Below are 13,357 nucleotides of genomic sequence, written 5' to 3'. Positions count from 1 at the left end.
CAGCCGTCTAACAGCAGGTGTCGGGTCATCTCACCAGTTCCAGACGGACATGTCGTTCGGCGCGTAGTTCATGCAGACGTCGGTGGTCTTGGCGGCCACGCCCTTGTTGTTGAAGAACAGCTTGGCGTGGTTGGGCCACTGGAACGCCAGCGGATCGGAGTAGATGTTGGTCGCCATCTCCTCAGACCAGCCGCGGCGGGCGGCGGCGTCCATCGAGTAGAACCAGTGAACGTAGTCCTGGGCGGCCTGCTGAACCTGAGGCGACTTGTTGTTGTAGTCGATCATGTAGCGCTCGTAGTAGACCGGTGTCACGTCGCGTGCGGCCGCCATGATCTGTTCGGCGGTGCATGTCGTGATGATCATGCGGTGCGGGATCGGGTAGTCGTCGGAGGCGTCCGCGGCAGCCGTCGCGGGCAGTGCCACCGCGGCCATCGCCAGGGCGGCCGCTGCCGCGCCCATGCGCAGAGTGGTGCTCATCGTTGTCATGTAGAACCTCCTTCAGGGCTCGCGCCCACGGATAGCCGATCCGTATTGTCCGAGTCGTCGCGGGGCGACGGCCACTGTTGTGGCAGCGGGCGTTGACGCACCCGCTGCGGCCACCAGAACCATTTGCCCAGCAGCGCGGCGATCGACGGTGTCATGAACGACCGCACGATCAGTGTGTCGAACAGCAGGCCGAGCGCGATCGTCGTCCCGACCTGGCCGCCCACCCGCAGCGGGCTGATGAGCATCGAGCCCATGGTGAACGCGAACACCAGGCCGGCTGACGTCACCACTGAACCGCTGCCAGCCATTGCCCGGATGATACCGGTGTTGAGTCCGGCGTGGATCTCTTCTTTGAACCGCGCGACCAGCAGCAGGTTGTAGTCCGATCCGACCGCCAGCAGGATGATCACGGCCATGGCGAGGACGAGCCAGTGCAGTGGCTGGCCGAGGATGTGCTGCCACAACAGCACCGACAACCCGAACGACGCGCCCAGCGACAAGACCACGGTGCCCACGATCACCGCCGCGGCGACGATGCTTCGGGTGATCACCAGCATGATCACGAAGATCAGGCACAGCGCGGCGATCCCGGCGATCAGCAGGTCGTAGTTGGCGCCGTTCTGCATGTCCTTGTAGACCGACGCGGTGCCGCCCATGAAGACCTTGGAACCCTCCAGCGGGCTGCCCTTGAGGGCTTCGAACGCGGCGTTCTTGATCTTGTCGATGTGCGAGATGCCTTCCGGCGTCGCGGGGTCACCCTCGTGAGAGATGATGAACCGCACCGCTTTTCCGTCCGGAGAGACGAACATCTTGAGGCCGCGCTTGAAGTCGGGATTGTCGAAGACTTCCGGCGGCAGGTAGAACGAGTCGTCGTTCTTCGAGGCGTCGAAGGCCTGTCCCATCGCGGTCGCGTTGTCCTGCATCGCCTGCATCTGGTCCTGGAAGCCGTTCATCGTCGACTGCATCGTCAGCATCGACGCCTTCATGCTCTTCATGGTCGCGATCATCGGCGGCATGACCTGGACCATCTTCGGCATCAGGACGTCGAGCCTGTCCATGTCGACGACCAGTGACGCCAGATCGTCACTGAGAGTGTCGATCCCGTCCAGGCTGTCGAAGATCGAGCGCAACGACCAGCAGATCGGGATGTCGAAGCAGTGCGGCTCCCAGTACAGGTAGTTGCGGATCGGCCGGAAGAAGTCGTCGAAATCGGCCAGGTGGTCCCGGATCTCGTTGGTGTCGGCCACCATCTGCTTGGTCTTGGCCACCATGTCGTGGGTGACGCCCACCATCTGCTTGGTCAGGGCCAGCATGCGTTCCATGGTGTCGATGCTGACCTGCAGCTCGTCACCCATCTTGAGCATGTCCTTCATGCGGTCCTGCAGGTAGGACATGTTCATCGTCTGGTTGGTGCCCGACATGCTGATGATGAACGGGATCGAGGTGTGCTCGATCGGCGTGCCCAGCGGGCGGGTGATGGTCTGCACCCGTCCGATGCCCGGGATATGGAAGACATTCTTGGCGATGCGGTCGATCACCAGCATGTCCGCCGGGTTGCGCACGTCGTGGTCGGTCTCGATCAGCAGCAGTTCGGGATTCATCCGCGCCTGCGGGAAATGCCGGTCCGCCGCGGCGTAGCCGATATTGGCCGGGATGTCCTTGGGCAGGTAATTGCGGTCGTTGTAGTTGGTCGTATACGACGGCAGGGCGAGGAGGCCGACCAACGCCAGCGCGATCGAGGCGACCAGGATGGGGCCGGGCCAGCGGACCACCGCGGTGCCCACCCGGCGCCACGTGTGGGTGTTCATCTTCCGCTTGGGCTCGAAGACCTTTCTGAACCGGCTGCCGATCGCGATGACCGCGGGCCCGAATGTCAGCGCCGCGAACACCACGACGAGCATGCCGATGGCCAACGGGAAGCCCAGCGACTTGAAGTAGGGCAGGCGCGTGAAATGCAGGCAGAACGTCGCACCAGCGATGGTCAGGCCCGAGCCCAGGATCACGTGGGCTGTGCCGTGGTACATGGTGTAGAACGCGGTTTCGCGATCTTCGCCGTCCAGGCGGGCCTCGTGATAGCGCCCGAACAGGAATATCGCGTAGTCGGTGGCCGCGGCGATCGACAGGGTCGCCAGCAGGTTGACCGCGAACGTCGACAGACCGATGACCTCGGCGTTGCCCAGGAACGCGATGACCCCCCGGGCCGCGGTCAGTTCCAGGAAGACCATCACCAGCACCAGGATCGTGGTGACGATCGAGCGGTAGACCAGCAGCAACATCACGAAGATCACGCCGATGGTCACCATCTCGACGACCTTGACCGCCGAGTCGCCGACGTTGTGCTGGTCGTGACTCAGTGCTGTCGGGCCGGTGACGTAGACCTTGATCCCGGCCGGGGGCGGGTTGGCCGTGACGATCTTCTGCACGGCGTCGACAGACTCGTTGGCCAGGCTCTCGCCCTGGTTGCCGGCCAGATACACCTGGACGTAGGCGGCTTTGCCGTCCGCACTCTGGGAGCCGGCGGCGGTCAGCGGATCGCCCCAGAAATCCTGGATGTGCTCGACGTGCTTGGGGTCGTCGCGCAGCTTCTGGATCAGGCCGTCGTAGTACCGGTGGGCCTCGGCGCCCAGCGGCTGATCGCCCTCCAGCAGGATCATCGCGCTGCTGTTGGAGTCGAACTCCTGGAAGTCCTTACCGACCCGCTTCATCGCCTGCATCGACGGCGCGTCGTCGGGCGCCAGCGAGACCGTGTGCTCCTGGCTCACCTGCTCGAGCGGGGGGACCGCGACGCTCAGGACGACGACGAGGCCGATCCAGAACAGCACGATGGGCACGGCGAAACTCCGGACAAACCGGGGAATCCGCGGGTGCGCTCCGGGTGGCCGGCTCACGCGGACTTCACCAGACAGAAGGTTTGTGCGTTGACCCCGGACGAGGTCTTCTCGTCCTTGAGGACGCCGTCGACCAGGATGCGGCAGCCGATGGTGTCGGTGTCACCCTGGGCGACCACATTGGCGCTGGCCGCGGGGGCGGTCGTGGTCAGCGTGACCGACCACGGCAGCGTGACATCACGCGCGATCTGGGGCTGGGCATCGAGATCGAGGTAGTTGACGGTCGCTACCGCGCCCTGCGGACCGAAGATCTCGTAGGTCACCTGCTTGGGATTGAACGGCTTGGTGTCGTTGGCCAGGCCGCTGCCGGGCCGGGTGAGTTCGGTCTTGCCGAACACCCCATGCAGCCGAAACACCGAGAAACCCGCGATGGCCACCACGATGATGATGACCACCGGAATCCATGCGCGTCGAATTGCCTTGACCATTGGTTATCCCGAGGACGTCAGGACGCCGACACGGGCAACGCGCACATTTCTGCGACGCCGATCGTGAGGGTGCCCGTCAGTCTCATCTCAACCCCGATTTTCTCGCGCCGCCACAGATTGGTCGATTTAACTCAAGAGATTAGCTCACTTAACTGATCGGACGATACCCCGCGGTAGCTTCCCTGACCGATTTCCCTCCGTCATTCGTGCCCTAGGTCACACCGGCCGTCCGGATGTGATGGGTGGCATCTCGCATCTGCGTTGTGCCGCAGCGTGTTTCGGTCTCCGGATAGGCCATGCGCCGGAGGGCTTCCGCACCGCTGGTTAGCTGGCCTACAATTCCTCTTCATGAACGTCACGAGGCTTGCCATGGTCGCCGCTGCTGCCGTCGCGGCGCCGATGGTCCTGGCCGTTCCGGCCCATGCCGACCCCGACATCGACTTCGCCAATGAGCTGCACGGTTTCGGGATCTACGGTCCGCGTGACTACAACGCCTGGATCGGCAAGATCACCTGCAAGCGCCTGAACAACGGCCTGGACACCGACGCGTACCAGTCGGCCAAGTTCATCCTGACCAACCTGCCCAACGGGTCCACCCAGGCACAGTCCGTGCAGTTCCTGGGCGCGGCGATCAACACCTACTGCCCGGAGCAGATCGGCGTGCTGCAGCGCGCCGCCGTCCAGTAAGGACTCTTCGTGGCCGGGCCGGTCGACCGGACTATCACCGAGGATGTGCCGGGCACGCCCGACGCCGTCCGCGACCACTATGTCGATCTCGACAACATCAAGGATGTGCACCCGCTGGTAGTGGCGGTGCGCACGCTGCACCGCACTGACTCCGACGACGGGTACGTCCACACCTACCGGGTGTCCGACCGGATTCCGCTGGGCTTCGCGACCCTGCCGATCAGCTATACGGCCACTGTGCGGGTGCCCCGCAACGGCCCGGTACTCACCGAGGCCCGCCAGTTCCCCCGGGTGCGCCTCGAGGGTGTCGTGTCCTTCGAGCCGATCCCGACCGGCACCCGGCTGACCGAGCGCCTCCGCATCAGTGCGCCGTGGCCGCTGCTGGGAATGACGGCCAAGCAGGCGGTGGCGGCGCATCAGGAGATGCTGGCCGGAATCCGGCGGCGGTTCGAGGCCTCGCCTTAGTTCCCCTGCCCCCCCGGGGCTAGCCGGCGGTCTTGCCGTTGTCGACGTTGTAGACGGCGCCGTGAATGGTCGAGGCGTCATCGCTGGCCAGGAAGGCGATCACCTTGGCGACGTCGCGCGGGTCCATCATTCCGCGGGGTGCGGCGATGCGCATGATCAGATTCCAGTCGGCGTCGTCCGGGGTGGCGAACTCCGTCACCTGCGGGGTGAGCATCCCGCCGGGACACACCACGTTGACCCGCAGCTGTTCCTTGGTGAACTCCACGGCCAGCGCCCGGGTGAGCCCGACCAGTCCGTGCTTGGCGGCGCAGTAACCGGCCGAGTAGACCTCACCCTCGACCCCGGCGATCGAGGCCACGTTGACGATGTTGCCGCCGACCTCCAGCAGATGAGGCAGTGCTGCCCGGCTCAGGTAGAACGGTCCGTTGAGGTTGACTGCCAGGTCGTAGTCCCAATCCTGGTCGGCCACGGACGCGGTGTGGCGCATCTGGTGGAAGCCCGCGGCGTTGACCAGGACGTCGAGCCTGCCGAACTGCTCCATGCAGCCCGCGACGGCATCCTGGCAGGCCTGTGCGCTGGTGATGTCGATCGACGCATACGCACCGCCGGGCACGGATTCGAACACTCCTGCCATCCGGTCGGTGTCGCGCGCGATCCCGTAGACCGTGGCGCCCCGTTCGGCGAAGACCTGCGCCACCGCCGCCCCGAGTCCCGACGACGCTCCGGTCACCAGGGCGACTTTCCCGCTCAGCTGTGTCATGCCGGCCTCTCCGCCTGATCAGGCGTGTACGTTGCGGACGCCCACCGCGTTGCGCAATCCCGAGCAGTTGTAGCACCCGATGCAACCCACGCAGTCGGTGCACCGGGCACAGGCCAGGCACGCCATACATCTGCGGCATGCGAAGCAGGCCGCGCATCCGACGCATTCCCGCATCAGTGCGCACAACACGGTGATCACACAGCCCGCGATCAGTGCACTGCCCGCCGTCGCGACCGAGCCGGCGATCACCGCGCTACCCGCGGTCGCCAACGACCCGGCCACCGCCGCGCTGCCGGCGGTCGCGACCGATCCGCCCACCGCGGCGCTGCCGGACGTGGCGATCGATCCCGCCACGGCGACGCTGCCCACGGTGGCGATAGACCCCGCCACCGCCGCACTGGTGGTGGTCGAGATCGATCCGGCAGTGGTGACGGCGTCGTCCATGACTGTCTGCATCCCACCAGTATTCCAGCAGCTAGAGCCGCTTTCCGGGGTGTTGCGCAGGTGCCCGGGAAAAATTACGCGTACGTGACCATGTGCGTTCTGACAAGGCATCCGGGTCACCACTCGCCTTGAATTGGACCTAAGAGCACCGCCGTCTGGTTGCATCGGCATCCAGGGGGGTATCGCATGCACGGTGCTCGGCCCGGGTCGAGGTGGCCCGCCACGGGGAAGGAGCAGCCATTGCGCGCATCTGACGCAGTCTCGCTGAACGGCGCGCGTGTGCCCACCGCCAGTGGTGTGGCCACCGAACACGACGCGCAGTTCGAGATCTGGCGTAACGGCGTGCGACACGGCGCCCTGGCCCACGTCGCCGACTTCGTCGACAACCACTGCGTCCCGCAACTGGCCGGCGCCGGCATCGACGTCGCCGCCGACGTGCTGGTCCAGTTCGTCGGTGGGGGCAAGTGCCTGCGCTCCACCTTCATGTACCTGGGCTGGCTGTGCGGGGCACCGGCCGACGACGCCGCGCTGCGGGCCAGCGCCGGTCTGGAACTGCTCCACGCGTTCGCCCTGCTGCAAGACGACGTCATGGACGACTCGGACATGCGCCGGGGACAGCCCGCCGCGCATGTCCAGTTCGGTCAGTGGCATCGCCAGAACGGCCTGTCCGGGTCGCAGTGGCGGTTCGGCGCCTCGGCGGCGATCCTGCTGTCGGATCTGTGTCTGGTGTGGGCCGAGCAGATGATGCGCGACAGCGGGGTCTCCGCCGACGCGTTGGCGCGGGCCTGGCGACGCTACGACCTGATGCGTATCGAGCTCGCGGTCGGCCAGTTCGCCGACGTCGCCAACGACTACGGCGCCCTGCCCACGTTGGACCAGGTGCTCGACGTCGCCCGCCGCAAGTCGGGCAACTACACGGTGCGCAGGCCGCTGGAGATCGGCGCCGCGATGTCCGGTCGCGAGGAGCTCATCGGTGCGCTGGGCGAGTACGGCAGCGCCGTGGGCGAGGCCTTCCAGCTCCGGGACGACATTCTTGGCGTATTCGGTACACCCTCGGTAACGGGAAAGCCCATCGGCGGGGACCTCGCCGAGCGCAAGGCGACCAGTGTCGTCGTCGCAGCCCATCAGATGGCCGATGGAACGATCCGCCGCCAGTTCGTCGAGCTGATGAATGCCGAGGAACTCGGCACCGCCGACATCGCCCGGTGGCGCAACCTGATCGTGGCGACCGGCGCCGTCGAGTGGATCGAGGACCTGATCGACGAGCTGGTCGCGACCGCACAGGATCACGTGTGCGACAACAGAATTGACCCATGGGTGCAGTCGACGCTGGCCAACATGGCCGCGGCCTGCACGCTGCGAGAGACCTGATGAGAAGGAGTCGATGATGCGTACCGTCCCAGGGGCGACTGACCACGTCGTGGTGGTTGGAGCCGGACTGTCGGGCCTGTCCGCTGCGATGCAGCTCGCCGGGCGCGGCCGGTCGGTCACGGTGGTGGAGCGCTACCCGTTCCCCGGCGGGCGGATGGGCCAGGCCGACATTCGCGGGTATTCCATCGACACCGGTCCCACCGTGCTGACGATGCCCGACATCATCGAAGAGGCATTCGCCGCCGTCGGCGCCTCGATGGACGACCACCTGCATTTGGATCTGGTCGATCCGGCCTACCGGGCGTCGTTCGCCGACGGGTCCTCGCTGGACGTGCACACCGACGCCGCCGCCATGGCCGCCGCCATCGAGGAGTTCGCCGGTCCGGCCGAGGCGGCCGGCTACCACCGGCTGCGCGACTGGCTCACCGAGCTCTACCGGGTGGAGATGAACGGGTTCATCGCCTCCAACTTCGACTCCCCGTTGTCGCTGCTGACCCCCCAACTGGCCCGGCTGGCCGCACTCGGTGGCTTCCGCGGCTGGGAGAAGATGGTCAGCAAGTACATCAAAGACGAACGGCTGCAACGGGTTTTCACCTTCCAGGCGCTCTACGCCGGTGTCCCGCCGCAGCAGGCACTGGCCGCCTACGCGGTGATCGCCTACATGGACACCGTCGCCGGGGTGTACTTCCCGCGCGGCGGCATGCGCGCGGTGCCCGAGGCGCTGGCCGCCGCTGCGGCCGCGGCCGGGGTGGAGTTCCGCTACCAGTCCTCGGTGACCTCGCTGGAGAAGTCCGGCACCCGGATCACCGCTGTGCGCACCGATAACGGAGACCGGATCGCTTGTGACGCAGTGGTTCTCACCACCGAGCTGCCGCTGAGCTATCACCTTCTCGGCCGTACCCCACGCCGTCCGATCAAGATCCTGCCGGCCCCCTCGGCCGTCGTCATCCACGCCGGTGTCCCCGCGGTCGGCGACAAGCTGGTGCACCACAACATCAGCTTCGGCCGGCAGTGGGCGCGCACCTTCGACGAGATCATCCGCGACGGCACGCTGATGAGCGACCCGTCGCTTCTGGTGACCAGGCCGACCGCGAGCGACCCCAGCCTGGCCCCGGCCGGGCGCGACCTGCTCTACATCCTGGCCCCGGCGCCGAACCTCGACGCGGGCGTCGTGGACTGGGCATCGGCCGGCGACGCCTACGCCAACCAGGTGGTCGCGAAGGCGGCCGAGCGGCTGCTTCCGGGTCTCGACGACGACGCCGACATCCTCGACGTCGTCACCCCCGCGGACTGGGCACGGCAGGGGATGGCCGCCGGTTCGCCGTTCGCGCTGGCCCACACCTTCTCCCAGACCGGGCCGTTCCGGCCGGCCAATCTCGTGCGCGGTGTCGACAACGCGGTGCTGGCCGGCGGCTCCACCGTTCCCGGCGTCGGGGTGCCCACCGCGCTGCTGTCCGGCCGCCTGGCCGCCGATCGGGTCGCCGGACCGGCCGACGAGCTCACTCGAAAGCGCACCATCACCAGGTCGGGAAGCAGGTAGCGATGATCCACACCGAGTTACACGCCGCGGGGATCGACGACGAGCGGCTCCGCGAGTCCTACCGGTACTGCCGCAAGCTCAACGCCCAGCACGGCCGGACCTACTTCCTGGCCACCCGGCTGCTGGCACCGTCTCAGCGACCGGCCGTCCACGCGCTGTACGGCTTCGCCCGCTACGCCGACGACATCCTCGACGACCTCGACTCGACAGCCACCACCGCGCAGCGGGAAGCCCGCCTCGATGACCTGTCGGCCAAGTTCTTCAGTGGCACAGCCGATCCCAGTGAACCGGTGCTGCCCGCGGTGCTGCACACCGCCCGCACCTACCGCATCCCGCTGGACCTCTTCGACGATTTCCTGACCTCGATGCGGATGGACCTGACCGTCACGGACTATCCCGACCGGGCCGCGCTGAACCACTACATGCGCGGGTCGGCCGAGGTGATCGGGCTGCAGATGCTGCCGATCCTCGGGACGGTCGTGCCGACCGCCGAGGCCGAGCCGTGCGCCGAGGCGCTGGGGCGGGCGTTTCAGCTCACCAACTTCCTGCGGGATATCGACGAGGACCTGGATCGCAACCGGGTCTACCTGCCGGCCGACGAACTCGCCGCATTCGGTGTGGACCGTGACCTGCTGACCTGGTGCCACCGCAGCAACCGCACCGATGACCGGGTGCGCCGGGCGCTGGCCGCCCAGCACGAGATCACCCGGGAGATCTATCGGGAAGCCCGCAAGGGCATCGCACTGCTGGCCCCGCAGTCGCGCCCGTGTGTGACCACCGCCTTCACCCTCTACTCGGAGATCCTGGACCGCATCGAGGCGATCAACTTCGAGGTGTTCAGCCAGCGAGCCACCGTGGGGACCGGCCGTCGCATACAGGTGTTCGCCGGTGGCCTGATCCGCGCCCGGCGGGCCAGAAGGTACGGCGCCGCCTGATGGAATTCGCGGGTTTGCGCGCCGCGCTATCGCGCACCGTCGAATACTGGACGTTGATGGTGAGCTATGGAAAGGACCCTCAGTGGTAAGTGTCGGCCAGCGAGGACTGCGCCGGGAGCAGGTTCCCGGCGCCTTCGACGTCGGCGCCCAGGCCTACGACAAGCTGGTCGGGGCGAATCCGGGCTATCACGACCACCTGCGGATCTCGGCGCGGCGGATGCGTATCAGCGGCGGCGGACGTGGGCTGCGCCTGCTCGATGCCGGCTGCGGCACGGGCGCGTCGACGGCGGCCCTGCTCGAGGCGGCGCCGTATGCCGAGATCGTCGCGGTCGACGCGTCGGCAGGCATGCTCGCCGAAGCGAGAGCCAAGTCGTGGCCGGACACCGTGCAGTTCGTGCACAGCCCGATCGAGGGGATCGCAGAGGCGGGTGTGGAAGGACCGTTCGACGGGATCCTGGCCGCCTATCTGCTGCGTAACCTGGCCGACCCCGATTCGACGCTGCGGACCTTCCGCGGACTGCTGCGGCCCGGGGCGACCCTGGCAGTTCACGAGTACTCGGTGAGCGATTCCCGTGTCGCCAAGGCGATTTGGAATGCCGTCTGCTGGGGCATCATCATCCCGGCCGGCTGGCGGCAGACCGGTGACAGCACGCTCTACCGTCATCTGTGGCGCAGCGTGAACACCTTCGACGGAGCCCGGGACTTCCAGCGCAGGCTCGTCGCGGCAGGGTTCACCGGCGTGCACAGCGAGACCATGCCCGGCTGGCAGCGCGACATCGTGCACACGTTCCTGGCGGACGCTCCGAAATGATCGATCCACGCCGAGTCGCCCACCCGGCGCAGTCCGGGTTGCCGCACGCCAACGCACTGCCCAACACCCCGCATGTCGTGGTGGTCGGCGCCGGTATCGCCGGCCTTGCCGCCGCCGCCGGTCTGGCCGAACGCGGTGTATCCGTCGAGGTCCTGGAACGCCAGGATTATCTGGGCGGCCGCGTCGGCGGCTGGACCGAGAAGCTCGAAGACGGCACCGAGGTGGCCAACAACCGAGGATTCCACGCGTTCTTCCGGCAGTACTACAACCTGCGCGCGTTGTTGCGGCGCAGCGATCCCGGGCTCGATCGGCTGCGGGCCGTCGAGGACTACCCGCTGGTCGACGGGCAGGGTCGCCGTGACACCTTCCGCGGGCTGCCCAAGACCCCGCCGTGGAACGCATTGGTGTTCGCGCTGCGCAGCCCCACGTTCCGGATGCGAGACCTGGTGCGGCTCAACGCTCCCGCTGCCGCGCCACTGGCCGCGGTCTCGGTGCCCGATATCTACGACCAGCTCGACGACCTGGACGCCGAGACCTTCCTGACGAACATCAACTTCCCGGTCGCGGCCAGGCACCTGGCCTTCGAGGTGTTCGCCCGCAGCTTCTTCGCCCGCCCCGACAAGCTGTCGGCTGCGGAGCTGGCGGCGATGTTCCACATCTATTTCCTGGGTTCCAGCGAGGGTCTGGTATTCGACGTCGCCGAGTCGAACTTCAACACCGCGCTGTGGGATCCGTTGGGGGAGTATCTGATCGAGCAGGGGGTCCAGTTCCACACCGGCGTGACTGCCGAGTCGGTCAGCGTGGGCGGGCCAAAGACCATGCAGGTGAGGGTGTCCGACGGAAGGACCATCGACGCCGACGGAGTGGTGCTGGCGACCGATCCGGGCAGTCTGCGCCAGATCGTGGCCGGTTCACCGGGACTGGGCGACGAGCGGTGGCGGGAACAGGTTGCCGGCCTGCAGACGGCGCCGCCGTTCGTGGTGCAGCGGCTGTGGCTGGACCGGCCGCTGGAACCGGGGCGCCCGCCGTTCCTGGGCACCGGGGGACTGGAGCCCGTCGACAACATCAGCGTCGTCAGCAATTACGAACAGCAGGCCGCGCAGTGGGCTCGCGCCCACGGCGGTTCGGTGGTCGAGGTGCACTCGTACTCGGTGGTGGACCCGCCGCCCTTCGACGGACTTCGGGACAAGATGCTGGCCCGTCTGCATCAGCTCTACCCGGAGACGGCGACGGCCGGAATCGTCAAGGAAACAATGCTGCTGCGTGAGGATTGCCCGCTGTTCGCACCGGGTGCCTTCGCCAACCGGCCCACCGTGGAGACACCGGTGCCCAATCTGATGCTCGCCGGCGACGGTATCCGCATCGACCTGCCGGTAGCGTTGATGGAGCGAGCCGCCACCACCGGATGGACGGCCGCGAACGGTCTGCTGGCCGGATGGGGGGTCAGCGGGCACACGGTGCACACCGTTCCGGTGCAGGGACGTTCACCGGTCCTGCGCCGGCTGGCAACTCCGAGGAAGGCCCGGGCGTCATGAGCATCAAGTCGCGGCTGGCCGCACGATTTCCCAAAGGACTTCCGCTGCAGGTTGTTCCGAAGCTGGACTGGGCCAACCAGAAGCCGACGTATCAGGACGCCCAGCCCGCTGTGATCGACGCGGCGCTGCGCCGTGCCGAGCAACGGCCCAGCGGAAACTGGTTCGTGTTCGCCGCCAGCTCCGACGTGCGCACCGACAAGCCGTTTGGCACCCGGGTCGGCGGTGCGGAGATCGTGGCCTGGCGCGACGAGCAGGGCGGGCTGCACGTCGGACCCGCGGCCTGCCCGCACCTGGGCGCCGATCTGGCCACCGGAACCGTGAACTGCGGGACGCTGATCTGTCCGTGGCACGGCCTGAAGCTGGAAGGCAAGCGCGAATTCGGCTGGAAACCGTTGCCCGCGTTCGACGATGGTGTGCTGGTGTGGGTCCGGCTCGACCGGATCGGTGGTGAGCAGGCACTCGATGCGCCGGTGATTCCGGTGCGTCCGGAGGGTGCGGCGCTGGCCGCGGTGACCCGACTCGAAGGGGTCTGCGAACCGTCGGACATCATCGCCAACCGGCTGGACCCGTGGCACGGCGCGTGGTTCCACCCCTATTCGTTCACCCAACTCGAGGTGCTCAGCGCCCCGCCCGACGACGCCGACGAGGCCGCCGACCGCTTCCTGGTCGCCGTGACGTTCCGGATGGGCCGCCTCGGTGTCCCGGTGATCGCGGAGTTCACCACCCCGGAGCCACGCACCATCGTCATGCGCATCGTCGACGGCGAAGGTGCGGGCAGCGTGGTGGAGACCCATGCGACGCCGCTGGGACCCGGTCCTGACGGCCGGCCGCGCACCGCCGTGATCGAAGCCGTGATCGCCCAGTCCGACCGCACCGGCTTCAAGCATTCGCTTCGGGTGGCCCCGATGATCACCCCGCTGATGCGGGTGGCGGCGGCACGGCTGTGGCGCGACGACCTGGCCTACGCCGAACGCCGATTCGCTTTGCGCGACAACTGATCCAGCTAG

The 13,357-nt window shown here is 67.2% G+C and carries 13 protein-coding genes; 8 read left to right on the top strand and 5 right to left on the bottom strand.

Annotated features, from left to right (window positions below; translation table 11 throughout):
- Positions 1-30: 30 nt before the first annotated feature.
- Genes OG976_RS03485 through OG976_RS03475 form a run of 3 tightly spaced genes read right to left on the bottom strand, consistent with a single transcriptional unit; the run spans position 31 to position 3,802 of the window.
- Positions 31-486, bottom strand: a complete 456-nt coding sequence (locus OG976_RS03485; RefSeq protein ID WP_442930416.1) for a DUF5078 domain-containing protein — start codon at positions 484-486, stop codon at positions 31-33.
- A complete protein-coding gene (locus tag OG976_RS03480) occupies positions 483-3,392 on the bottom strand; it encodes an MMPL/RND family transporter (RefSeq protein WP_328363125.1) in 2,910 nt (969 codons plus the stop codon). Before OG976_RS03480 ends, OG976_RS03485 begins: the two co-directional genes overlap by 4 nt.
- Entirely contained in the window at positions 3,371-3,802 is a 432-nt protein-coding gene (locus tag OG976_RS03475; protein WP_328357940.1) for an MmpS family transport accessory protein, read from the bottom strand. Before OG976_RS03475 ends, OG976_RS03480 begins: the two co-directional genes overlap by 22 nt.
- A 348-nt stretch (positions 3,803-4,150) precedes the next feature.
- On the opposite strand from OG976_RS03475, the gene OG976_RS03470 reads away from it, so the two are divergent.
- Positions 4,151-4,489, top strand: a complete 339-nt coding sequence (locus OG976_RS03470) for a DUF732 domain-containing protein (RefSeq protein WP_328357937.1) — start codon at positions 4,151-4,153, stop codon at positions 4,487-4,489.
- Positions 4,490-4,498: 9 nt separating this feature from the next.
- A complete protein-coding gene (locus tag OG976_RS03465) occupies positions 4,499-4,954 on the top strand; it encodes an SRPBCC family protein (RefSeq protein WP_328357934.1) in 456 nt (151 codons plus the stop codon).
- Positions 4,955-4,973: 19 nt separating this feature from the next.
- On the opposite strand, the gene OG976_RS03460 is transcribed toward OG976_RS03465, so the two are convergent.
- Together OG976_RS03460 and OG976_RS03455 are read right to left on the bottom strand one after the other, a co-directional pair.
- Positions 4,974-5,714 (bottom strand): SDR family NAD(P)-dependent oxidoreductase, encoded by a 741-nt coding sequence (locus OG976_RS03460; RefSeq protein WP_328357931.1) that lies wholly within the window; start codon positions 5,712-5,714, stop codon positions 4,974-4,976.
- A gap of 18 nt (positions 5,715-5,732) precedes the next feature.
- Entirely contained in the window at positions 5,733-6,170 is a 438-nt protein-coding gene (locus OG976_RS03455) for a hypothetical protein (protein ID WP_328357928.1), read from the bottom strand.
- Between the two features lie 228 nt (positions 6,171-6,398).
- Between OG976_RS03455 and OG976_RS03450 the strand changes: the two genes are divergently transcribed.
- From OG976_RS03450 to OG976_RS03425, 6 genes are all read left to right on the top strand, one after another.
- Entirely contained in the window at positions 6,399-7,529 is a 1,131-nt protein-coding gene (locus tag OG976_RS03450) for a polyprenyl synthetase family protein (protein WP_442930415.1), read from the top strand.
- Between the two features lie 16 nt (positions 7,530-7,545).
- Positions 7,546-9,069, top strand: a complete 1,524-nt coding sequence (gene crtI, locus OG976_RS03445; protein WP_328357925.1) for a phytoene desaturase family protein — start codon at positions 7,546-7,548, stop codon at positions 9,067-9,069.
- Positions 9,070-9,071: 2 nt separating this feature from the next.
- Complete coding sequence (locus tag OG976_RS03440) at positions 9,072-10,004, top strand: phytoene/squalene synthase family protein (RefSeq protein WP_328357922.1); 933 nt, start codon at positions 9,072-9,074, stop codon at positions 10,002-10,004.
- 82 nt (positions 10,005-10,086) lie between these two features.
- Positions 10,087-10,815, top strand: a complete 729-nt coding sequence (locus tag OG976_RS03435; protein ID WP_328357919.1) for a class I SAM-dependent methyltransferase — start codon at positions 10,087-10,089, stop codon at positions 10,813-10,815.
- Positions 10,812-12,350 carry an FAD-dependent oxidoreductase gene (locus OG976_RS03430; RefSeq protein ID WP_328357916.1) on the top strand — a complete coding sequence of 513 codons (1,539 nt, stop codon included), beginning with the start codon at positions 10,812-10,814 and terminating at the stop codon, positions 12,348-12,350. Before OG976_RS03435 ends, OG976_RS03430 begins: the two co-directional genes overlap by 4 nt.
- The gene (locus tag OG976_RS03425; RefSeq protein WP_328357913.1) at positions 12,347-13,348 is read left to right on the top strand and encodes a DUF5914 domain-containing protein; all 1,002 of its coding nucleotides are present in this window, start codon (positions 12,347-12,349) and stop codon (positions 13,346-13,348) included. Before OG976_RS03430 ends, OG976_RS03425 begins: the two co-directional genes overlap by 4 nt.
- Positions 13,349-13,357: the final 9 nt, after the last annotated feature.

The organism is Mycobacterium sp. NBC_00419, from assembly GCF_036023875.1.
Taxonomy (GTDB): domain Bacteria; phylum Actinomycetota; class Actinomycetes; order Mycobacteriales; family Mycobacteriaceae; genus Mycobacterium.
This window is presented reverse-complemented; position numbering and strand designations above follow the sequence as displayed.

Excerpts from the sequence above, each read along its gene's own strand:
- OG976_RS03485 (WP_442930416.1), bottom strand. The coding sequence starts at position 486 with ATGACAACGATGAGCACCACTCTGCGCATGGGCGCGGCAGCGGCCGCC.
- OG976_RS03475 (WP_328357940.1), bottom strand. The coding sequence starts at position 3,802 with ATGGTCAAGGCAATTCGACGCGCATGGATTCCGGTGGTCATCATCATC.
- OG976_RS03470 (WP_328357937.1), top strand. The coding sequence starts at position 4,151 with ATGAACGTCACGAGGCTTGCCATGGTCGCCGCTGCTGCCGTCGCGGCG.
- OG976_RS03460 (WP_328357931.1), bottom strand. The coding sequence starts at position 5,714 with ATGACACAGCTGAGCGGGAAAGTCGCCCTGGTGACCGGAGCGTCGTCG.
- OG976_RS03455 (WP_328357928.1), bottom strand. The coding sequence starts at position 6,170 with ATGCAGACAGTCATGGACGACGCCGTCACCACTGCCGGATCGATCTCG.
- crtI (WP_328357925.1), top strand. The coding sequence starts at position 7,546 with ATGCGTACCGTCCCAGGGGCGACTGACCACGTCGTGGTGGTTGGAGCC.
- OG976_RS03440 (WP_328357922.1), top strand. The coding sequence starts at position 9,072 with ATGATCCACACCGAGTTACACGCCGCGGGGATCGACGACGAGCGGCTC.
- OG976_RS03430 (WP_328357916.1), top strand. The coding sequence starts at position 10,812 with ATGATCGATCCACGCCGAGTCGCCCACCCGGCGCAGTCCGGGTTGCCG.
- OG976_RS03425 (WP_328357913.1), top strand. The coding sequence starts at position 12,347 with ATGAGCATCAAGTCGCGGCTGGCCGCACGATTTCCCAAAGGACTTCCG.